The following is a 21,260-nucleotide window of genomic DNA, read 5'->3' on the forward strand; positions in this document are numbered from 1 at the left end:
GCCGGCCGCGAGCGCGGCCGACATGATCAGCCGATCAGCTGTTGACCAGCCCCGCGCGCCACGCCCAGGACGCGATCTCCACCCGGTTGCGCACGCCGAGCTTGCCCTGCACGGACGCGAGGTGCGTCTTCACCGTCGACAGGGACAGGTAGAGCGCGGCCGCGATCTCCTGGTTGGTGAGCCCGCGCGCCACCTCGCGCACGACGTCCTGCTCGCGTGCGGTGAGCTGCCCGGTGTCCGGCTTCTCCGCGGGACGGGAGAAGTGCTCCAGCATCCGGACGGTCACCTGCGGCGAGATCAGCGCGTTGCCCTGCGCCGCGGCGCGCACGGCCTCGACGAGCAGGGCCGGTCCGGCGTCCTTGGTGAGGAAGCCGCTCGCGCCGTTCTCCAGCGCCGTGTGCACGTACTCGTCGAGGTCGAACGTGGTCACGACGACCACCTTCGTGCTGCCCGACAGGCGTTTGGTGACCTCGAGACCGTCCAAACCGGGCATGCGGATGTCGAGCAGGCACACGTCCGGCTGGAGCTCGCGCGCCTTCGTGACGGCCTGGACGCCGTCCGCGACGTCGGCGACGACCGTGATGTCCTGTTGCTTCTCCAGGATCATCCGGAAGCCGACGCGCACCATCTCCTGGTCGTCGGCGATCAGGACCGAGATCACTTGTCCCCTTCCAGCGGTAGTTCGGCGAGCACCTGCCAGCCCTTCTCACGAGGCCCGGCGGAGAAGAGCCCGCCGAGCAGGTCGACGCGTTCCCGCATGCCGACGAGCCCGTAGCCGCCTGCCTGCACGGGACCGCCCCGGCCGTCGTCGGCGACGACGACGCGCAGCGCCTTCGGCGTGCGGGACAGTTCCACCTCGATCATGGTCGGGGACACCGCGTGCTTGTGCACGTTGGTGAGCGACTCCTGGACCAGCCGCAGCACCGAGCGACCCAGCTCGGGCGCCAGGTCGGCGGGCAGGTCGATCCGGGCGCGCACGTCGAGGCCCAGCTCGCGCGTCCGCTCGACGAGCGCCAGCACGTCCGCGCCGAGGTCGGTGGTCGCGACGTCCGTCTCGCCCTGGCGCAGCGTGCCGACGAGCCTGCGCATCGCGCCCAGCGCGTCCGTTCCGCTGCGCACGATGCCGGGCAGCAGCCGGTGCGCGGCCCGCGGGTCCTCGTCGGACACCTCCAGCGCGGCCTGCGCCTGCACGAGCATGCCCGTGACGTGGTGCGCGACGACGTCGTGCAGCTCACGGGCGAGCGAGATGCGCTCTTCGCGCTGCGCACCGGACACCGCGGTCGTGATCAGCCGCTCGCGCTCGGCGTCGCGCGCCCTGAAGTAGAGGCCGGCGCCGATCGAGAGCACGCCGAGGAGCACCGCCCCGGCGATGTCCGAGTTGCTCCGCATGAAGTTGCCCTCGCGGACGAACGCGGCGTGCGTGCTCACCGCGATGAGCGCGACGACCACGACCGCGGACTCTTTGACCGACCCGTGCCGCACGGTGACCGCGACGATCACCATGCACGCCATCGTCTCGGCGATGGTGATCGGACTGAGCAGGCTCATCGTGAAGATGTTCAGCGCACCGGCGGCGACCGACGTCACGAAGATCGACCCGACGGCCAGCACCAGTGCCGTGGTGCGGTGCTTCAGCGCCAGCACCGCGGCGCCGCACGTGGGGACCATCAACAGCCACACGAACCCCTCTCGGGCGCTGCTCGCGTTGTACAGCAGCAGCTGGCCGACCAGCGCGATCCCGAGCACCACCGCGAGGGGCCACTGCTGCCCCTTGAACCTGTCCAGCCACCTGTCCACGATGGACAAGGTAGGGGCTGTCCTGCCTGCCTGCCTCGGTCATCCGGCCGACCCGGAGTGTCGTTCCGGCTGAAGTTTTGTCCCCCTCGCCGGGGCACGTTGGACGGCATGACTTCGTTGCTGGCCGCTCGCGGCCTGGTCAAGACCTACGGATCGGTGCGCGCACTGGACGGCGTGGACGTCGACGTCCACGCGGGTGACGTGATCGCCGTCGTCGGTCCGTCCGGCTCGGGCAAGACCACCCTGCTGCACGTCCTGTCCGGCATCCGGACCGCCGACCTGGGCGACGTGTTCCTCGACGGCGCACCGATCGGCGTGCTCTCCGAGACCCGGCGCAGCAAGCTCCGCCGCACCTCGTTCGGCTTCGTCTTCCAGTCGGGCATGCTCGTCGCCGAGCTCTCCGCTCTCGAGAACGCCGCCCTGCCTTCGCTGCTGGCCGGTGCTGACCGTTCGTCGGCACTCTCCGCGGCGTCCTCGTGGCTGGACCGGCTGGGGCTCTCCGGTCTGGGTGCGCGGCGTCCGGGGTCCTTGTCCGGCGGGCAGGCGCAGCGCGTCGCCATCGCCCGTGCTCTCGCACACCAGCCGCGGGTGATCTTCGCCGACGAGCCGACGGGTGCTCTGGACAGCCGCACTGGTCAGGACATGATGACGGCCCTGCTGGAGTCCGCTGCCGCTTCGCGGGCCGCTGTCGTCGTGGTGACGCACGACCAGGCGATCGCCGCTCGGGCCGACCGGGTCGTCGAGATGCGGGACGGGCGCATCGGGGTGTTCGCGTGAGGCTCGCTTTCGCCGTGCTGCGCGGGGACGGGCGCAGCCGGGTCGCTGCTCTTCTGGTCGCTCTGGGTGTGGCCGTTGGGGTTTCGCTGGTGCTGTGGCTCGTGTCGTCGCCGCACGCCTTGCAGGCCAGGGCTGATCGTGCCGCGTGGCGCAGTCCTGATGCAGCTGTCTCCTCGTCTGCCGCTCGGTTGACGCTCGCGGTCAACCGGGACTCCTACCGCGGGCTGGTGATCTCGCGGTTCGACGTGGCCGGTGCCGTGGACGTGCCGGTTGCGCCTGGTATTCCTCGGGTTCCTGCTGCCGGCGAGGTGTTGTTGTCGCCCGCGTTGGCCTCGTTGGTGGCGTCGGAGCCTCGGGACGTGCTGGGGGATCGGTTTCCCGGCAAGGTGATCGGGGAGCTCGGGCCTGCCGCGTTGCAGTACCCCGATGAGCTCGTGGCGATCGTGGGGCACGCGCCTGGTTCGCTGCGGGGGTATCCGCTGGTGTCGTTGACCGGGGTCGGGGGATCGGTCGACGAGCTGTTGTTGTTGCTCACGCGGGTTGGGCTCGTCGTGCTCGTGGTGCCCTGTCTCGTGTTGGTGGGGTCCGCTGCTCGGTTGACCGCTGCTCGGCGGGCTCGGCGGTTGGCTGCTCTGCGGTTGGCCGGGGCCACTCCTTGGCAGACCGTTGTCGTCACCGCTGCGGAGACCGCTGTCGGGGCTGTCGTCGGCAGTGTTGTGGGGGTTGTGGTTGCTCGGCCGTTGAGTTCCTTGACCGCCCGGATTCCTTGGGGTGGTGGGACTTGGTTTCCCGGTGACTTCACGCCGCCCGCGTCCGTTGTGGTCGTTGTGGCGGTGCTGGCGCCTCTGCTGACTGTGGGAGCTGCGCTGGCCGGGCTGCTTCGGGGCCCGGAATTGTCGGTGGTGCCTGGGAGAATTAAGTCAGGGGACCCCCAGGCGGGGACTTCTGCGCGAGCGCGCGGCGGTTTCGGCAGCCCGGAATTGTCGGTGCTGTCTGGGAAACTTGAATCAGGGGACCCCCAGGAGGGGACGCCTGCGGGAGCGCGGGTTCGTGCGCGCGGCGCTGGTCGCGGGCCGGGATTGTCGGTGCTGCGTGGGAGAATGAAAGCAGGGGACCCCCTGGGCGGGGACGCCCGCGGCAGCGTGTCCAAGGCGCGGCTCTGGCTCGTCGTCGGTGCCTGCGCCCTCTTCTTCTTCGGCCTCTCGACCGCGCGTGACCACGGCAGCGGCGACCGGTTCACCGTGCTGGTGCTGGGCGTCGGCGCGGTGTCACTGGCGCTGGTGTTCGCGGGCCCGGTGGTGACGAAGCTCGTCGGTGTGGTCTTCGTCCGCCGGTGGCGCGGGCCGGCGACGCTCCTCGCCGGCCGCAGGCTCGCGGGTGACCCGGTGGCGGCGTTCCGCGGCAGCGCGGGGCTCGTGGTCGCCGTCTTCACCGGCTCGATGGCGCTCACGATGCTGCCCGGCCTCGCCGACCAGGTCCCGTACAGCGACGACACGTGGCGCGCCGAGGCGATCGTCGCCACCGGCATCGGCGACCCAAGACAGGCCGAGACGCTGCAAACACAGACCGAGACGGGCCAGGCCGTTCCCATCACCGAAGGGGAGCTCGGCGGCTACGCGGCACTGGTCGCCCGGTGCGCGGACCTCGCGCCGCTGCTCAACGGCCTCACCTGCCAGCCAGGACCCGCGATCTACCACCCAACGGGCATGTCCCAGGTGACCGGCGACTTCCAACCGCACACCGGCGACCGGTCCGCCCCAAGGCCCGACGCGCCGGCCCGCACGTATCCGGCGCGCGGCCGGAACTACATCGTCATCGACCCCGAACTGCTGCCGCCGCAACGACCGACCGCCGCCGCGGCGCTCACGAACGAGGCCAACCGCGAACAGGTGCACACGGCCGTGGTGCGCGCATTGCCGGGCGCACACCTCCAGGGCAAGGAGCGGGACTTCTGGGCCGACACGCTCATGGAGGACCTGAACCGCGCGACGGTCATCGGGCTCGGCATCGCCGCGCTCGTCGGCGGTGCGGCCGCGGCGGTGGCGGCGGCCGGGTCGGTGATCGACCGGCGGCAGACGTTCGCGGCGTTGATCGCGGCGGGTACGCCGGTGAAGACGCTGGGCCGCGCGCTGCGGCGCGAGGTGGTGCTGCCGGTGCTCGCCGCGACGGCCGGGGCGTGTGCCGCGGGGCTGGTCGTCGGACTCGGGTTGGTGGAGATCACCCGTGAGATCACCGAGCGCGGTGGCTTCGTGCTGACGCCGTGGTTCCTCGTGCCCGTCGCGGTCGGGCTCGTGGTCGCGCTGGTCGCGGCCTCGGCGTGCGGGCCGGTACTACGCGGCATCCGACCTGGGGACTACGCGTCCGAATAGAACCTCGGCCGTGTGGCCGACCCCCATCCGGCCCTCAGCGCGATGTGCGCTGAGGGCCGGATTCCTAGGTTGGGTTCATGACCAACGCACAACTCGTCAGCGTCCAATGGGGACTGTTCCTCAGTGTGGTTTTCATTCTGCCGCAACTGTTCTTCCGGCAGCTGACGTGGCGAAGTGCGTTGCTCACCGGATACTTCAGCATGCTGTTCGCCGCCGTTCTCCTGCCGCTCGGCGGACATCCGGACCAGGCCGTGCAGCCGGTGCCGTTCCAGTGGGTGGCGGACACTTTCCGGGACGGGCCCATCGCCTTCGAGCAGATGCTGCTCAACGTGGCCCTGTTCGTGCCGCTCGGCGCGTTCCTGTGGCGTCAGAGGAACGCGGTCGCCATCGGCTTCACGCTGTCGCTCGCCATCGAGACCACGCAGCTGGTGCTCGGCCACCGGATCTTCGACGTCGACGACCTGATGACCAACACCACCGGCACGCTCGTCGGCTGGCTGGCCGTCAACTGGGCGACCGCGCTGCTCACCCAGGCGAAAAGGGGAGCTTTGCCAGCGGTCAGCGCTGGCAAAGCTCCCCACATGGCACAGCGTTAGACACCCATCGGGTGCCAGACGGTCTTCGTCTCCAGGTAGGCGCGGATGCGGGACATGTCCGGCTCGCGGGTGAAGTCCTCGGCCGCGCGCGAACGGAGCACGCGCTTGACGGTGCCCGCGGCCGAGCGCTCCAGGTCGGCGCGGATCGAGTCCGGTGCGCCGGTCAGGTCGAGCGCGTTCACGTCGGCGTGCGAGGCCAGCCACGGTGCGATCTCGGCGGTGCGGCCGGTCAGCAGGTTCACCACGCCGCCCGGCAGGTCGGAGGTCGCCAGCACCTCGGACAGGGTGATCGCGGGCAGCGGGCGGTCCTGCGAGGTGACCACGACCGCGGTGTTGCCGGACGCGACCACCGGAGCCACCACGGACACCAGGCCCAGCAGCGACGACTGCTGCGGCGCCAGCACGGCCACCACACCCGTCGGCTCCGGCGTCGAGAACGAGAAGTACGGGCCCGCAACGGGGTTCGCCGAACCCAGCACCGCGGCGATCTTGTCCGTCCAGCCCGCGTACCAGACCCACCTGTCGATGGCCTGGTCCACAGTGGACTGAGCCTTCTTCAGCGGCACGCCCTCGGCGGCGGACACCTCGGTGATGAACTGCTCGCGGCGGCCTTCGAGCACCTCCGCGACCCGGTACAGCACCTGGCCGCGGTTGTACGCGGTGGCGCCGGACCAGCCGGGGAACGCCTTGCGCGCGGCCACGACCGCGTCGCGGGCGTCCTTGCGGGAGCCCTGGGCCGCGTTCGCCAGGAACGCGCCCTTCGAGTCGGTCACCGGGTAGCTGCGACCCGACTCGGAGCGCGGGAACGCGCCGCCGATGTAGAGCTTGTAGGTCTTCGCGACCGAGATCCGGTCAGACATCGAGGTACGCCTCCAGCCCGGTGCGGCCGCCCTCGCGACCGAAGCCCGACTCCTGGTAGCCGCCGAACGGGGCGGTCGGGTCGAAGCGGTTGAACGTGTTGGACCACACCACGCCGGCGCGCATCCGTTGTGCCATCCAGAGAATCCGCGAGCCCTTCTCCGTCCACACACCGGCGGACAGACCGTACGGCGTGTTGTTCGCCTTGGCGACGGCCTCGTCCGGCGTGCGGAACGTCAGCACCGACAGCACCGGGCCGAAGATCTCCTCGCGGGCGATGCGCATCGCCTGCGACACGTTGGAGAACACGGTCGGTGCGAAGAAGAAACCCTTGTCCGGCAACGGACACGACGACGTCCAGCGCGAGGCGCCCTCGCCCTCACCGGACTCGACCAGCTCCTGGATCTTGGTGAGCTGTTCGCGCGAGTTGATCGCGCCGACGTCGGTGTTCTTGTCGAGCGGGTCACCCACGCGCAGCGTCGACACGCGCACGCGCAGCTTCTCCAGCAGCTCGTCCGCCACCGACTCCTGCACCAGCAGGCGGGACCCGGCGCAGCAGACGTGGCCCTGGTTGAAGAAGATGCCGTTGACGATGCCCTCGACGGCCTGGTCGAGCGGCGCATCGTCGAACACCACGTTCGCGGCCTTGCCGCCCAGCTCCAGGGTCAGCTTCTTGCGCGTCCCGGCCAGCTCGCGCTGGATGATCTTGCCGACGTCGGTGGAGCCGGTGAACGCGACCTTGTTGACGTCCGGGTGCTCGACGAGCGAGGCGCCGACGTCACCCGCGCCGGGGATGATGTTCACGACACCTGGGGGCAGGTCGGCCTGCTGGATGATCTCCGCGAGCACCAGTGCCGTCAGCGGCGTCGTCTCCGCGGGCTTCAGCACCACGGTGTTGCCGCACGCCAGCGCGGGCGCGATCTTCCACGCCGCCATCAGCAGCGGGAAGTTCCACGGGATCACCTGACCGGCGACGCCCAGCGGCCTGGGGTCCGGGCCGTAGCCCGCGTAGGACAGCTTGTCCGCCCACCCCGCGTGGTAGAAGAAGTGCGCCGCGGCCGTCGGCACGTCGACGTCGCGCGACTCCTTGATCGGCTTGCCGTTGTCCAGCGACTCCAGCACGGCCAGCTCGCGCGACCGCTCCTGGATCAGCCGGGCGATCCGGTAGATGTACTTGGCCCGCTCGGTGCCGGGCATCTTCGACCACACCCGGTCGTACGCGCGCCGGGCGGCCTTCACGGCCTTGTCCACGTCGGCGGTCGAGGCGGTGCTGACTTCGGCGAGCACCTCCTCGGTGGCCGGGTTGACCGTCTTCAACGGCTCACCGGTGCCCTCGACGAACTGGCCGTCGGAGAACATCCGGTAGTTCGGCTTGAGGTTCGCGATGTCCCGCGACTCAGGGGCCGGGGCGTATTCCCACATGATCTCAGTCCACCGTCACGTAGTCCGGGCCGCTGTAGTGGCCGTCGGTCTGGGTCCGCCGCTGCATCAGCAGGTCGTTCAACAGGGTCGACGCGCCGAACCGGAACAGGTGGTTGTTCAGCCACTCCGCTCCCGCCACCTCGTGCACGGCCACCAGGTACTTGATCGCGTCCTTGGTCGTGCGGATGCCGCCGGCGGGCTTCACGCCGCGGCGCTCACCGGTCAGCGTGTGCCAGTCGCGCACGGCCTGCAGCATCACGTGCGTCACCGGGAGGGTCGCGGCGGGCGACACCTTGCCGGTCGAGGTCTTGATGAAGTCGCCACCGGCGAGCAGCGCGAGCCACGACGCGCGGCGCACGTTGTCGTACGTCACCAGCTCGCCGGTCTCGAGGATCACCTTGAGGTGCGCGTCGCCGCAGGCTTCCTTCACGCGGACGATCTCGTCGAACACCAGGCCGTACCGGCCGGAGAGGAACGCGCCCCGGTCGATCACCATGTCGACCTCGGCCGCGCCCTGCTCGACGGCGAACTTCGTGTCGGCCAGCTTGATGTCCATCGTCGACCGGCCGCTCGGGAACGCCGTCGCGACGCTGGCGACGTTGACCCCCGTGCCCTTCAGCTCGTCCGCGGCCGTCTTCACCATGTCCGGGTAGACGCAGACGGCGGCGACGCGCGGGGCGTCCGGCCGCTCCGGGTCGGGACGGCGCGCCTTCGCGGCGAGCGTGCGCACCTTGCCGGGGGTGTCCGCCCCCTCCAGCGTGGTGAGGTCGACCATGCTGATCGCGGTGTCGATGGCCCACAGCTTCGAGGCCTTCTTGATGCTCCGCGTGCCGAGGCCCGCGGCGCGTTGCTCGACACCAACCTGGTCGACACCGGGAAGCCCGTGGAGGAAGCGCCGCAGCGACGACTCGTCGCGCACGGCGTCAGCCAAGGCCGACGGCAATGTCGTTGGAGCAGCCATGACCAGGAGTCTAGGCGGAATGGGACGCCCGTCCTAAGTGAGCGAGCGCCCACCGGCGTATGTGAGGGATCCTCGCAGGTCATCGCCTGTGCGTACGACCGAATAGTCGATTGACCCTGCGCCATTCCACCTGGTTCGGTGGTAGGCGATGCGGCTCTGGGGTTGGGGGCGCCGCACATCGCTGGGGGGCCTGTGATGTTGGTGAAGCGCGCGCTTTTGGTCTGTCTTCTCGTCGCCGCACAGCTGGGCGTGGCCGTCGAGGCCAACGCGGCTCCACCGCAACCGCCACCCGTCGCGCCCGCTCCGGTCGCACCGGCCGCGGTCGCGATGGACGTGCCCGAGGTCGAGCCCGTCACGGTGCCCGCCGACGGCCAGGTCGACGTGAAGACCGCGCGGTCCAAGGCGTTGCAGCCGATCGACGCGCTGACGCACCTCGACCCGGCGCCGGGAACCGTCCCCGTCGACCGCCAGCCGGTCAAGCCGCAGCCGCCGTACAGCCCGTACCCGCTGACGATGCCGCAGCGCCCCGGCCAGGAGCTGGTCGACGCGACGGCCGCCGACGCGCTCGCCACGCTCGGCCGCGCGGGCAGGCTCACCCCGGACGGCAAGCCCGATCTCGACCCGAACAAGCTGCAGCCGCAGGTCCCGTCCGCGCAGGTCGTCGACCCGAGCAGGCCCGCGACGCTGCAGGAGCTGATCGACGCGCTCACCTCCGGCAACATCCCGCCGCCGCTGCCGGTCGACCCGCTGGCGCTGCTCCAGCAGCTGCCGGACGGCTTGCCGCGCATCACCTACCGCGTCTGCTCCGAGTCCCGCACCAAGCAGGTGAGCTGCTCGATCACGCTCCCGCTCGCCGTTCCCGCGATCGTGGACGTCACCGGTGACCGGACCCCGGACGTGCTGGCCGACCTGGTGCCCGCCGCCGGTGTCGGCGACGTCGTCGGTGCCGCCCGCCAGGTGCTCGACCTCGAACGGCAGATCGCCGACACCACGGCCCGGATCAACCGGCTGCTCGAGCTGATCGCCGACCCGGAGAACGTGCTCGACCTGCCCGCGCTGCTCGCGGAGCTGGTGTCGCAGCGCGGCCTGCTCGCCTCGCTCGGCGCCACGCTGCAGCAGAAGATCACCGCGCTGCTCGACGTCGTCCACCTGGGACTCGGACTCGTCACGCTGCGCCTGCCGACCAGCGAGACGAGCGGCGCGGACCTGCCCGCGCACGTGTGGGCGGTCTACGACGTGCCGACCCACAAGCGCCTCTCGCTCGGCTTCGACGGCTTCCGGCGCGGCAGCAGCCTGCCGACCGGCGCGGTCGGCGTCTACACGTTCAGCCCGACCCAGCTGCTGCGCGGCATCTACGACATCAAGGCCACGCTGCTCCAGACCGGCGCGGGCGAGTCGATGGCGGTGACCGCGGGTCTCGCTTCGGTCCGCGAGGACGACCGGGGTGAGGCCTACGACGCCACCGTCGCCAGTGCCCGCTTCTCGCCGGTGCCGACGATCTTCAACGCGCACGCGTTCGTCGATCCGGGAGCACCCGACCGCGACCAGAAGGCGACCGTCGACGCGCGCACCGACAAGCGCACGCACCTCGACACCCAGGTCCTCTCGCCGGGCCGGTTCGACCAGCTCAAGGCCGACCAGCTGCCGACGTCCGTGCAGGTCGAGCTCAACCGCCCCAAGGAGGGCGGCGAGGCGAAGGTCGACTACCGCGCCGACTCGACGATCGACGACGTGCTGTTCGCCGACTTCGCCTACGACGGCGAGACGCTGGACGAGGCCGTGCTCACCACCGCCAAGGCACTCCCGGCGACGTGGAGCGGCGTGCTGAAGTCCGGCCAGGACAAGGTGACGCTCGACTACCAGGCCAGCAGCTCGTTGCAGGCGCTCGACGCCGCGTTCTACGACCGCGACCCGTCGATCGTGCTGCGCGGCGCGTTGCGCGGCCTGCCCACCAAGCTGAACCTGCTCGCCGACCAGCCCGCGAGCCACGTGAACTTCACCGGCGAGCAGGCGCTCGGCTCGGCCGAGGTCGCGCTGTCCCGCAACCTCGGCGCGTTCGCCCCGGTGCAGGGCGACCACGCCACGCTGATCACCAAGGGCGCCCAGCTCGGTGCGAGCGCCCGCGTGACCGGCATGAAGTCGGTCGACCTCTACTACGACTCGCACCCCAGGCTGAACTCCGTGTTCGAACCCGGCGGCCAGGCGTTCGTCGGCGCCGGTGACATCGAGGGCGTGCACAAGGCGCGGCTGGAGATCTCCAACCTGCCCAAGACGCTGTCGCTCGACGCGGACACGGCCAACCGCAAGATCGTCTACCAGGCGAGCGAGATCATCCACCGGGCGCACGTCGGCTACACCAACACGCAGTCCGGCCCGACCGTTTTCGCGGCGGTGCACGAGGTGCCGGCGAAGGTGACGCTCAACTACGACCTCGGCGAGAAGCCGAAGCTGCGCTACGAGGCGTCCAGCAGGGTCGCGAAGGTCGAGCTGTTCGGCAGCTTGCAGCACATCGAGAACCTGCGTCCCGAGGACGACCAGTACCTCTCGGCGGTCACCGTCGGCGTGCCGAAGCTGGTGGACGTGCTCGTCGACCTGCCGGCCAAGCACCTGCAGGGCGAGCTGGAGTCCCCGATGGACTCGATCAGCGCTGTCGCGCGGTTCCCGATGCAGGGCAGGGACTGGACCGCCATCGCGGACCTCACCGGCGTGCCCGCGAAGTTCGACGCCGACTGGCCGGACGGCACGTACCGCTTCCGCGGCGTCTCCGGGCCGCTCGGCTCGGCGCGCCTGGCGATCAGCAACCACCGCAACGCGATCGCCCCGAAGGACCTGCACGTGGCTGTCCACCACCGACAGTCCACCGGCGACCTGGACGTGAGCGCGGCGACGCGGAACCTCTCGCACGTCGAGTACTCGCGCACACCGGAGAACCAGACGTTCCGCCTCGACACCGACACCGCGGGCGCACCGGTGTTCGTCGACGTGGACGTGCTCCTCAACGGTGACCTGAAGCTCGCCGCGCTCGGCCGGGTCGACAACCTGCCCAGCACGCTGCGCGTCGACTACGGCGGCGGCAAGCTCACCTACGCCGCCGACCGGCGCATCGGACTCGCGCTGGGCGTCCAGTTCGGCAAGGTCGCCGCGCTGAACGGCAACGGCGCACCGCTCTTCGGCAACGGCGTCGCCGCGTCCGCACGCGGCTGCCAGGGCAACGGGTGCACCAAGGACGAGGGCCCGTTCTGCACCGGCTTCACCCGCTGCCTCGGCGTCGTCGGCACGATCAACCTGTCCGGGCTGCCGACGAGCGTCGTCGCCGACCTGGGCGCGCGGTCGGTCGTGCTGACCGGCTACCAGCCGCCGCAGGCACCGCTGGAGACCTACCTGCGGCTGGACGGCCTGCTCGCCGACCTGCCCGACTTCCGGGCCAAGGCGACGCTGTCCGGCGTGCCGTCGCCGCTCAACCTGACCGTCGGCCCGATCTCGGCCAGCACCGGCGTCGACGTCGGCTACACCGCGTCGGCACCGCTCGGCGCGCTCCAGGTCGACGTCGACACGACGACGACCAACCAGACGTTCCCCGTGCTGCGCGGCAAGGTGACCGTGTCGAAGCTGCCGTCGATCATGCGGGTGACCGGCACGCTCGGCGACCGCACCTCGGTGGCGGTGCGGAACTCCGCGCCCATCGACGGCCTCGGCGTCACGGTCACCGGTACCCAGTCCGGGTACCTGCAGGCGTCGGCCGAGGGTCTGCCCGCGACCGCGGACGTGTTCGTCGACGTGCCCGCGAAGCACAGCGAGGTCACCATGTCCGCCCCGATCAGGGCCGTCACCGCGCTGATGCGGGACATCCCGGTGCAGGGCAGGCGCTGGTCCGCGCACCTGGCGCTGACCGGCATCCCGGCGAAGTTCCAGGCGGACTTCGGCAACGGCCGCTACCGCTTCTCCGGCGAGTCCGGCCCGCTCGGCTCGGCGGCGTTCGCGGTGACCAACCACGACGGCGCGACCTCGCCGGTCGACCCGTCGCACCTGGCCGCGCACGCCAACACCGGCAACGGCGACCTCGACGCGTCCCTGGCCGTCGTCGGCCTGCGCGGCGCCGAGTACGCCGAGACGCCCACGGGCTTCAAGGTGCTGGTCGACGCGGCGCAGCAGCCGGTCGCGGTGGACGGCAACGCCATCACGCCCGGCGACATCCGCTACGGCGTGCTGGGCCGGATCTCCGACCTGCCCGGCACGATCGAGGTGTCCGCACCCAAGGGCGGGCCGCTCACGTACACCTCCGACAAGTCGCTCGACCTGCAGGCCAAGCTGTGGTTCGGCAAGGTCGGCGGCATCACCGCGGCCGGCGGCGCGCCGAAGTTCGACAACGGCATCGCGCTGGTGGAGGGAAGCTGCGCGGAGGGCGCCGGCTGTCCCCGCGACGACAGCGCGTTCTGCAACGACAAGGGCTGCTACGGCATGGTCGGGTTCCTCAACCTGGTCGGCCTGCCGCAGAAGCTCACCGCGGACCTCGCCAACAAGACGTACGGCTTCGAGGGCTACCAGCCCGCGGGCAAGGACCTGAGGCTGTACCTGGCGGGCGACAAGGTGTTCTCGCCCGGCACGCTGACCGGGTTCAAGACGCTGGTCGACCTGATCGGGCTGCCGTCACCCATGACGTTCACCCTCGGGCCGATCAACACCGGCGACGACGTCGATGTGAAGTACACGTCCAACATCGGCAGCAACGCCAAGCTGAAGATCCACGCCGAGGCGTCGGGCGTGGAGAAGCTGGGCACGTTGCGCGCCAAGGTGGACCTCGACCCGATCCCGGCGTCGGTGCACGTGACCGGCAAGGTCGGCGCGACGACGAACCTGACCGTGGACAACGCGGCGCCGGTGAACGCGCTGTCGCTGCGGGCGACCGGCACGTACAACAACAACCCCGCCTCCGGTGAGCTCGTCCTCACCGGCGTCCCGGCCAAGACCAACTGGCAGGGCGGTGGGTTCACCCTGGGCGCGCCGCAGGTGTTCAACATGCCGACGCTCAAGTACCAGGCGTGGGAACCCGGTGGCACGCAAGGACCTGGCGCGGACACGCTCAGCGGCAGCGTCAAGGTCGAGGCCAAGGTGGCGATCGCTGAAGGCGTCGCGTCGGCCGACGACGTGGACCTCTCGTTCGACCGGCTGGGCCACGACACGACCATCACCGTTGACCGGGTGAGGGAACTGCTCGAGATCAAGTCGGTGCCGACGACCGGACGCCTCAGGGTGGGCGGAAACCTGGAGGTCGAGGTGCCGCGGGCCGAGTTCCCGAAGACGCGGATCCTCGACTGCTGGTACGCGCACGCCGACCTCTACGGGCACTTCCAGCTGGGCAAGAGCAAGATCAAGGACCTCTACGTCGAGCTGTTCGACGTGAAGTCGCTGATCGCCGCGCCGGGAAAGCCCAACGATCCGCAGTTCCCGAAGATCGTCGGCTACCTGTTCCAGGCGTTCGACGGCGCCTACGACCGGCTCGAGGTCTCGGTCGCCGGTGTCGAGCTCGACGTCGACTTCCAGATCAAGATCGACACATCGATCCTGACAGTGGAGGGCGGCCTGGAGGTCACCAGGCAAGGGCGGTTCGACCAGCTGAGGATGCACCGCTACGACCTGGCGCACGAGAGCACCATCACCATCGAGATCGACGACGCGCCCGACAAGGAGATGAAGGCGAGGCCGGGGCTCGCGCAGGACCCCACGATCAACCGGATCACCGTGCCAGGAGGCTCACCGCAGATGATCGCGATCATCGAGCCGACCCGCGCCGGCGACGACGAGGCCGGGTTGAAGCAGCGGCGCGAGATCATGAAGATGCTGGCGTACCACGTGTGGCCGTTCGGAGGCGGCACGATGGACGGCGGCGAAGGGGGATGCTGACATCGTGATCCGGTTGTGGCTCGTGGCGCTGCTGGCACTCCCCGTCGTGAGTTGCTCCAGCACGCCGGACTGCCTGCCGACCAAGCTCGAAGTGGCACCGATCGACGTGCCCGGCCCCACGGCGCCGATCACGCTCAGCGCTCGGTTGACCCAGGGTGACCGTCCGGTGGTGGGCGCCAAGGTGGGCTTGGCGTTCGCCATCAACACCGAGGGCATGCGAGGGGGCATGCCCACGAAGGTCGCGACTGACAGCGACGGTGTCGCCACGATCGAGGAGCCGGGCGGCATCAACTCGGTGGGTGTGCAGGGTTCGCGCACGGAGGGCTACGAGGCGTCCTTCCAGCCGCTCACCACCGCGGACGGGTTCAACGACCACTGCTGGTCGAACGCGTCCGCGCCGATCACCTGCGCGGGCGCGGCCTGCCCGCCGGTGCCGAAGCCCTAGCTCTAGTCCTCGAGCTCGAGGCGGTCCTTGCGCTTCTTGCGCTTGGGCCCCTTGACCTCGACGCCGCCCATGATCGCCAGCCCGGTGATGCGGACGGTCGGCGCACCGGGGATGTGCCTGCCGACCGCGCTGTTCTCGAACGCGCCCATGAGCCCGAAGCCGTCGACCTTGACGTTGATGTCGTCGGGCACCCGGATGTCGACGCCGCCCCAGAACGCGAACACGCTGATGGTCGTCTCGGCGGCGGCGAAGCGCGCCTCGGTGAGGTCGATGTCGACGCCACCCATCACGGCGACGGCCGTGTGCATCTGCGGCACCACCCAGGCGCCCTTGCGGTCGACGCCGGACATGACGCCGATGCTGACGGCCGAACCCGGCTCGCCACCGATCCTCGACGTCTGCGGTACCGGCTGCTGGGGGATGCCGGTCAGCACGAGGTCGGCGGTGAGGGGGACGAGTTCGCCGTACGTCTTGGCCACGTAGACGGCCGCCAGTCGCTCATCCAGTTCGTGGATGTCGAGGCGCCCTTCGGCCGTTGCTTTCTGCAACAACTGCGCCACCCGTTCCCGGTCGGCGTCCGATGCGCGCAGGTTGCTCTGGTCGGCGGGTACCAGCTCGTCGCTCACCCGTCCGAGTTTAGGTCAGCACTTGCGCCCAGGGGCCAAAGCGACGGTGATGATCAGCGCTCCCACGAGAACACCCGCGACGACGAACGCCCACGAGGGGTTGTTCAGCCACAGGTGCGGCAGCACGCCGATCAGCACGGCCACCGCCGCGGACACCGAGAAGATCACTAGCGGGGACTCGCAGAGCGGCCTGACCCTGGCCTGCTCCTGATCGACGTTCACCGTGGTACCTCCGGGGGTGATGTCTCAACTGGTCGTCTCTCTTCCTTGGTTCGGAGACGACTTGTCGACACTTGACACCCGGATCGGCTGATAGACGTACCGGATCAGGTGATCTTGGGTTACCGAAAATTCGGTACCGCTACTACATATCTACTAATCCGATCAGCGGGTTGTCGACCCCGTGGCAACGAGACCACAATCGGGTGGTCCAGACCAGCACGCCGTCCGCCTGGTCATCCCGCGATGAAAGACGGGGTCATGGCGGCGCGTTCAACGGCACTGATCGCGGCGGCCACACTGGTCGCCGGACTGCTCGTCAGCGGCACACCCGCTGCGGCACAACAACTTCCCGAAGAGCACACGGTCACCCTGCTGACCGGTGACCGCGTGGCGCTCACGAAAGCGCCGGGCGGCAGGCAGATCGTCCGCATCCAGCCGGGACCGGGGCGCGCGGACCAGATCTTCTTCAAGCAGGCCAAGGGAGATCAGCTCACCGTGATGCCCGGTGACGTCGCCGGGCAGGTGCGGTCGGGACGGCTGGACCGCGCGCTGTTCGACGTCACCGGGCTCATCGAGCAGGGCTACGACGACACGTCGCGCAAGGACCTGCCGGTCATCATCTCCGGTGCGCTGCACGGAACCTCGGTCCACCGCGACCTGCCCAGCATCGGCGCCTATGCGACAACACTGGAGAAAGGCCGCTTCTGGGCCTCCGGTGACGCGCGGATCCGGCTGGACCGCAGGGTGAAGGCCAGTTTGGACCAGAGCGTGCCGCAGATCGGCGCACCCGCGGCGTGGCAGGCGGGCTACACCGGCAAGGGCGTCAAGGTCGCCGTCGTCGACACGGGCTACGACCACGCGCACCCGGACCTCAAGAACGTGGTGGCGGAGAAGGACTTCAGCGGTGACGGCGTGCAGGACGGCAACGGCCACGGCACGCACGTCGCGTCCACGGTCGCCGGATCCGGTGCGGCGTCGAACGGCAAGTACCGCGGCGTGGCGCCGGACGCGAGCCTGGTGATCGCGAAGGCACTCGACAACGACGGCGGCGGCTCGCTGTCCGACGTCATCGACGCGGTCGAGTGGGCGGCCGACGAGGGCGCGAAGGTCATCAGCATGAGCCTCGGCACCTCCGAGCCGAGCGACGGAACGGACGACCTGGCGCTGGCGGTCAACAGGATCAGCCGCGAGAAGGGCGTCCTGTTCGTCGTCGCGGCGGGCAACGAGGGCGCGGACATGTCGATCGGCACGCCCGGTGCGGCGGACGCCGCGCTGACCGTCGGCAGCGTGTCCAAACAGGACGTTCTGTCCAAGTTCTCCAGCCGAGGCCCGCGCTTCGGCGACTTCGCGGTGAAGCCGGACGTGACCGCGCCCGGCGAGGAGATCGTCGCCGCCCGTGCCGGTCACGGTGACTACGTCGCGGGCACGGGCACCTCGATGGCCACCCCGCACGTCTCCGGCGCGGCCGCGCTGCTCGCGCAGCAGCATCCGCAGTGGACGGGTGAGCAGATCAAGACCGCGCTGACGTCGTCGGCGAAGCCGGGCTCGTACCCGGTGTACGCGCAGGGCACCGGACGCGTCGACGTGGCGCGGGCGGTCACGCAGGCCGTCACCGCCACCACGAACCTCAGCTTCAGCCTGGTGCGCTGGCCGCACTCGACCGGCAGGCCGGAGACCAAGGACGTCACCTACACCAACCAGGGCACGGCACCGGTCGAGCTGGCCCTGTCGTTCACCTCGGACGCCCCGGCAGGCCTGTTCACGGTGTCCGCGGACAAGGTCGTCGTGCCCGCTGGCGGCACCGCTGCTGTGTCCGTGCGCAGCAACCCGTCGGTGCTCAAGCCGGGCCAGTTCAGCGGCAGGTTGACGGCCACCGGTGGCGGTGCGGTCGTGCAGACGGTCGTCGGGCTCTCCGGTGAGCGCGAGAGCTACGACGTGACCGTCGAGCTGATCGACCGCACCGGCGCCCCGGCCAGTGACGACCTGGAGCACGCCGTCGGGTTCTTCGGCGCGGAGTACGCACCGATCTACGTGCAGCAGGGGCAGGGCAAGGTGCGCCTGCCGAAGGGCGTGTACCGGCTGGCGTCGCTGATCAGCACGAAGGGCAGCGCGACGCTGGCGGGCGACCCGAACCTGTCCGTCACGAAGGACGTCACGATCACGCTGGACGCGCGGAAGGGCCGCAAGGTCTCCGTGCGTCCGGAGCGGAAGGCCGCGACCGACCTGTACCGCTCGTTCGGCGCGATCGTCGGCGACGGCAAGGGCAGCACGGCGGCCATCACCGCGTACGCGGAGGACCGCGCCGTCGAGTTCTACGCGGTGCCCGCGCCCTCCGGTGGCGTGCCGTACTCGTTCTCGACCGTGTACGACGCCCAGGCGACGGACTCGCTCGACGCCGACCTGGTGGCGCGGGGCCCCTTCTACAGCCTCGTGCACCACTGGCCGGGCCGGATCCCGAACGGCGTGAACCTCACCGTGCGCGACCGCGACCTGGCGAAGGTGAAGGCGACGTTCGGCAGCAAGAACGGCAAGTCCGGCCTGGTCGCCCGCGTGATCAACGGGTTCTCGCCGATGCAGGTGTTCGGCAACGCCGCGTTCGCGCGGGTGCACCAGCCCGGTGAGCGCACCGAGTACTACACGGCGGGCAAGGACGTCTTCTGGATCAACGCCCTGTACCGCGTGCCGGGTGACGGCACCAACGCGCCGTCACCGCTGGGCATCGTGTGGGCGACGGTGTACGGCTTCCACGCGGGTGCCCAGACCGAGCCGTGGAACCACGCCGTCGAGGGACCAGGGCTGCCCGGCCCCGCGCAGGGCCTGTCCGGCTCGGAGGACATCCTGTGGGTCGGCCACTGGGGCGACACGATCGACGGCCGCCTCCCGCTGTTCGCCGACGTCGGCCAGTACCAGCACACCCGGTTCGACCCGGCTGTCACCGGCGGCTGGACCGTCTACCGGGACGGCGTGAAGGTCGAGGAGTCCAAGGACTACAGCGGGTTCTCCGGCCCGGCGGTGACCGGTCCGGCCGAGTACCGGGTGGACGGCTTCGCCGATCGCACCGTGCCGTGGTCCGAGCTGTCCACGCACGTCGAAGGCTCGTGGACCTTCCGCGCCTCCAACACGACCGGCGCGCGGTTCACACCGGCCCCGGTGATCGCGATCAAGTTCGCGCCCGCACTGGACGCCTACAACCGGGCTCCGGCCACCGCGCGGACTCTTGTCCCGTTGCGGCTGGAGCGGCAGGGCGGCACGCCCGACCTGCCGTTGACCGAGCTGGCCGTGCAGGCCTCGTTCGACGACGGCAAGACGTGGGCTCCCGCGCCGGTCGTGCGGACCGGGCGGGCCGGGTACGCGGTCGTGGCCAACCCGAAGGTCACCGGGAAGACGTTCGTCTCCTTGCAGGTCAAGGCGAAGGACAGCGGCGGCAGCTCGGTGACGACGAAGGTGATCCGCGCCTACCAGCTCGGAACGTCAGGCTGACGGTTCCCGCACGGGAAGCCCGGCCGCGGTGTAGATCGCATCGATGACGGCCATGTTCCTCACCGCGTCCTCGGGCGTGGTGGGGAACGGCTTGCCCTGCAGCACGGCGTCGGTGAACGCGTCGAGCTGGTAGGCGTAGGTCGGCCGCTTTCCGAACGTCTCGGAGGTGCGCCGGTCCTGGAGCCGCAACCAGAGCCGGTGCACGAACTGCGGCCCGAGCGGGTTGAACACGCGCACCGAGCCGTTCTCGCCGATCGCGCGGATCGAGATGTTCAGCAGCGAGCGCGACCACATGGACGCGCGCACGGTTCCGGTGTGGCCCTCGGGGAAGCGCAGTGACGCGGTCATCGCGCGGTCGATCCGCGGGTCGCGCAGCAGCGCGTGCGCCGAGCGCACCTCGGGCTCGCCACCGCCGACCAGGCGCGCCATGTGCACCGCGTAGCAACCGGCGTCCATCAGGGCGCCACCGGCGAGCGACCAGTTGTAGCGGATGTCCGAGAACACCGGCAGCGGGAAGCAGACGGACGCCTGCACGTGCCGCAGCGGCCCGAGCACGCCGGACGACATGATCTCGGCCAGCCGCAGCGCCATCGGGTGGTAGCGGTAGTGGAAGGCCTCCATCACCACGAGACCCGACGCGGCCGCCGCGTCGGCGACCTGACGGGCTTCCGCGGCGTTGGCGGTGAACGGCTTCTCGCACAGCACGTGCTTGCCCGCGGCGAGTGCGGCGAGCGTCCACTTGCCGTGCAGGCCGTTCGGCAGCGGGTTGTAGACGGCGTCGACGGCCGGGTCTTCCAGCAGCTCCTGGTAGGTGTCGTGGACGCGCGGGATGCCGTGCTCGTCGGCGAACTCCTGCGCGCGGTGGCGCGAGCGGGCGGCGACGGCGACGATCTCGGCCGCCGTTGTCGAACGGGCGGGTTTGATCACCGCCCCCGGTGCGATGCGAGCTGCTCCGAGGATCCCGATGCGCACGTGGTCCGTCACGAGTCCCGATCATTCCACCAAATCGGCGTCCCGCGACGGGTAGACGGGACGAGCGCGCGCGTGGACGAGTCCCACGCCGCCATCTGGGCGCGGCCGCGTCGTCCGGTCCGCTCGGTCCACTCCGGACGTCACGTCGTACGCGTTCTGCTCCTGCACCGGTTACGGTGTCCGCCATGGACGTGCTCGTCGTCGACCACCCGCTCGCCAGGGCGAGGCTCACCACCATGCGGGACGCCCGCACGGACAACGCGGCCTTCCGCGCCGCGTTGCACGAGCTCACCGTGATGCTGGTGTACGAGGCCACCCGCGACGCCCCCCTCAAGGAGGAGCGGACGCACACGCCGGTCGCTCGCACCACCGGGTACCGGCTGGCCAACCCGCCGCTGCTGGTGCCGGTGCTGCGCGCCGGGCTCGGCATGGCGGACCAGGCGCACAAGCTCATCCCGGACGCGCAGATGGGCTTCGTCGGGCTCGCCCGCGACGAGGAGACGCTCCAGCCGACCCCGTACATGGAGTCGCTGCCGGAGAACCTCGAGGGCCGTCCGGTGTTCGTGCTGGACCCGATGCTCGCGACCGGCGGCTCGATGGCGTACACGATCCGGCTGCTGACCCAGCGCGGCGCGACGGACGTGACCGCGATCTGCGCGCTCGCCGCCCCCGAGGGCATCAACCACCTGGAGGACTCCAAGCTCCCGGTGCGCCTGGTGACGGCCAGCGTCGACGAGCGGCTCAACGACTCGGGGTTCATCGTCCCCGGCCTCGGTGACGCCGGTGACCGCCAGTACGGAGCCGTCTAGGAGCCGGCTAGCTGTCCGTGACCGC

15 protein-coding genes and 1 pseudogene are annotated in these 21,260 nt (G+C 70.3%); 8 read left to right on the forward strand and 8 right to left on the reverse strand.

Annotation, left to right across the window (positions count from 1 at the left end):
• Window positions 1-34: 34 nt before the first annotated feature.
• Window positions 35-661: a response regulator gene (locus FKR81_RS28580; RefSeq protein WP_146356394.1), complete on the reverse strand. Its 627-nt coding sequence runs from the start codon at window positions 659-661 to the stop codon at window positions 35-37.
• Window positions 658-1,797, reverse strand: a complete 1,140-nt coding sequence (locus FKR81_RS28585) for a sensor histidine kinase (protein WP_146356396.1) — start codon at window positions 1,795-1,797, stop codon at window positions 658-660. Before FKR81_RS28585 ends, FKR81_RS28580 begins: the two co-directional genes overlap by 4 nt.
• Window positions 1,798-1,905: 108 nt before the next feature.
• On the opposite strand from FKR81_RS28585, the gene FKR81_RS28590 reads away from it, so the two are divergent.
• The 4 genes and pseudogenes from FKR81_RS28590 to FKR81_RS28600 all read left to right on the forward strand — a co-directional run bounded on the left by FKR81_RS28590 (window position 1,906) and on the right by FKR81_RS28600 (window position 5,539).
• Window positions 1,906-2,574 (forward strand): ABC transporter ATP-binding protein, encoded by a 669-nt coding sequence (locus FKR81_RS28590; RefSeq protein ID WP_146356398.1) that lies wholly within the window; start codon window positions 1,906-1,908, stop codon window positions 2,572-2,574.
• Between the two features lie 557 nt (window positions 2,575-3,131).
• A pseudogene (locus tag FKR81_RS46050) lies at window positions 3,132-3,440 on the forward strand (FtsX-like permease family protein); the annotation flags it as partial.
• 234 nt (window positions 3,441-3,674) lie between these two features.
• Window positions 3,675-4,943 (forward strand): hypothetical protein, encoded by a 1,269-nt coding sequence (locus tag FKR81_RS43790; RefSeq protein WP_186763220.1) that lies wholly within the window; start codon window positions 3,675-3,677, stop codon window positions 4,941-4,943.
• Between the two features lie 77 nt (window positions 4,944-5,020).
• On the forward strand, window positions 5,021-5,539 hold the full coding sequence (locus FKR81_RS28600; RefSeq protein ID WP_146356402.1) for a VanZ family protein: 519 nt from the start codon (window positions 5,021-5,023) through the stop codon (window positions 5,537-5,539).
• Here the strand turns inward: FKR81_RS28600 and FKR81_RS28605 are convergent.
• Genes FKR81_RS28605 through deoC form a run of 3 tightly spaced genes read right to left on the reverse strand, consistent with a single transcriptional unit; the run spans window position 5,536 to window position 8,780 of the window.
• Window positions 5,536-6,399 (reverse strand): aldehyde dehydrogenase family protein, encoded by an 864-nt coding sequence (locus FKR81_RS28605; protein ID WP_146356404.1) that lies wholly within the window; start codon window positions 6,397-6,399, stop codon window positions 5,536-5,538. The two genes, FKR81_RS28600 and FKR81_RS28605, sit on opposite strands and share 4 nt — an antisense overlap.
• Entirely contained in the window at window positions 6,392-7,819 is a 1,428-nt protein-coding gene (locus FKR81_RS28610) for an aldehyde dehydrogenase family protein (protein WP_146356406.1), read from the reverse strand. The genes FKR81_RS28605 and FKR81_RS28610 overlap by 8 nt, the downstream gene beginning before the upstream one ends.
• Window positions 7,820-7,823: 4 nt before the next feature.
• Entirely contained in the window at window positions 7,824-8,780 is a 957-nt protein-coding gene (gene deoC / locus FKR81_RS28615; RefSeq protein WP_146356408.1) for a deoxyribose-phosphate aldolase, read from the reverse strand.
• A 195-nt stretch (window positions 8,781-8,975) separates the two neighbouring features.
• On the opposite strand from deoC, the gene FKR81_RS28620 reads away from it, so the two are divergent.
• Both FKR81_RS28620 and FKR81_RS28625 read left to right on the forward strand, forming a co-directional pair.
• Window positions 8,976-14,681 (forward strand): hypothetical protein, encoded by a 5,706-nt coding sequence (locus FKR81_RS28620; RefSeq protein WP_146356409.1) that lies wholly within the window; start codon window positions 8,976-8,978, stop codon window positions 14,679-14,681.
• A gap of 4 nt (window positions 14,682-14,685) precedes the next feature.
• The gene (locus tag FKR81_RS28625) at window positions 14,686-15,126 is read left to right on the forward strand and encodes a hypothetical protein (RefSeq protein ID WP_146356411.1); all 441 of its coding nucleotides are present in this window, start codon (window positions 14,686-14,688) and stop codon (window positions 15,124-15,126) included.
• 2 nt (window positions 15,127-15,128) lie between these two features.
• Here the strand turns inward: FKR81_RS28625 and FKR81_RS28630 are convergent, their stop codons facing one another.
• Complete coding sequence (locus FKR81_RS28630) at window positions 15,129-15,752, reverse strand: DUF1707 SHOCT-like domain-containing protein (protein ID WP_146356413.1); 624 nt, start codon at window positions 15,750-15,752, stop codon at window positions 15,129-15,131.
• Between the two features lie 15 nt (window positions 15,753-15,767).
• The gene (locus FKR81_RS28635) at window positions 15,768-15,974 is read right to left on the reverse strand and encodes a hypothetical protein (protein WP_146356415.1); all 207 of its coding nucleotides are present in this window, start codon (window positions 15,972-15,974) and stop codon (window positions 15,768-15,770) included.
• Window positions 15,975-16,232: 258 nt separating this feature from the next.
• Between FKR81_RS28635 and FKR81_RS28640 the strand changes: the two genes are divergently transcribed.
• The gene (locus FKR81_RS28640; protein ID WP_186763221.1) at window positions 16,233-19,454 is read left to right on the forward strand and encodes a S8 family peptidase; all 3,222 of its coding nucleotides are present in this window, start codon (window positions 16,233-16,235) and stop codon (window positions 19,452-19,454) included.
• On the opposite strand, the gene FKR81_RS28645 is transcribed toward FKR81_RS28640, so the two are convergent.
• On the reverse strand, window positions 19,446-20,438 hold the full coding sequence (locus tag FKR81_RS28645; protein ID WP_146356419.1) for a Gfo/Idh/MocA family protein: 993 nt from the start codon (window positions 20,436-20,438) through the stop codon (window positions 19,446-19,448). The genes FKR81_RS28640 and FKR81_RS28645 overlap by 9 nt on opposite strands.
• Window positions 20,439-20,611: 173 nt before the next feature.
• Between FKR81_RS28645 and upp the strand changes: the two genes are divergently transcribed.
• A complete protein-coding gene (gene upp, locus FKR81_RS28650; RefSeq protein WP_146356421.1) occupies window positions 20,612-21,235 on the forward strand; it encodes a uracil phosphoribosyltransferase in 624 nt (207 codons plus the stop codon).
• Window positions 21,236-21,260 lie beyond the last annotated feature (25 nt).

Origin of the sequence: Lentzea tibetensis (assembly GCF_007845675.1) — a bacterium.
GTDB classification, from domain to species: domain Bacteria; phylum Actinomycetota; class Actinomycetes; order Mycobacteriales; family Pseudonocardiaceae; genus Lentzea; species Lentzea tibetensis.

Excerpts from the sequence above, each read along its gene's own strand:
- deoC (WP_146356408.1), bottom strand. The coding sequence starts at position 8,780 with ATGGCTGCTCCAACGACATTGCCGTCGGCCTTGGCTGACGCCGTGCGC.
- FKR81_RS28640 (WP_186763221.1), top strand. The coding sequence starts at position 16,233 with ATGGCGGCGCGTTCAACGGCACTGATCGCGGCGGCCACACTGGTCGCC.
- FKR81_RS28605 (WP_146356404.1), bottom strand. The coding sequence starts at position 6,399 with ATGTCTGACCGGATCTCGGTCGCGAAGACCTACAAGCTCTACATCGGC.
- FKR81_RS28600 (WP_146356402.1), top strand. The coding sequence starts at position 5,021 with ATGACCAACGCACAACTCGTCAGCGTCCAATGGGGACTGTTCCTCAGT.
- upp (WP_146356421.1), top strand. The coding sequence starts at position 20,612 with ATGGACGTGCTCGTCGTCGACCACCCGCTCGCCAGGGCGAGGCTCACC.
- FKR81_RS43790 (WP_186763220.1), top strand. The coding sequence starts at position 3,675 with ATGAAAGCAGGGGACCCCCTGGGCGGGGACGCCCGCGGCAGCGTGTCC.
- FKR81_RS28610 (WP_146356406.1), bottom strand. The coding sequence starts at position 7,819 with ATGTGGGAATACGCCCCGGCCCCTGAGTCGCGGGACATCGCGAACCTC.
- FKR81_RS28620 (WP_146356409.1), top strand. The coding sequence starts at position 8,976 with ATGTTGGTGAAGCGCGCGCTTTTGGTCTGTCTTCTCGTCGCCGCACAG.
- FKR81_RS28590 (WP_146356398.1), top strand. The coding sequence starts at position 1,906 with ATGACTTCGTTGCTGGCCGCTCGCGGCCTGGTCAAGACCTACGGATCG.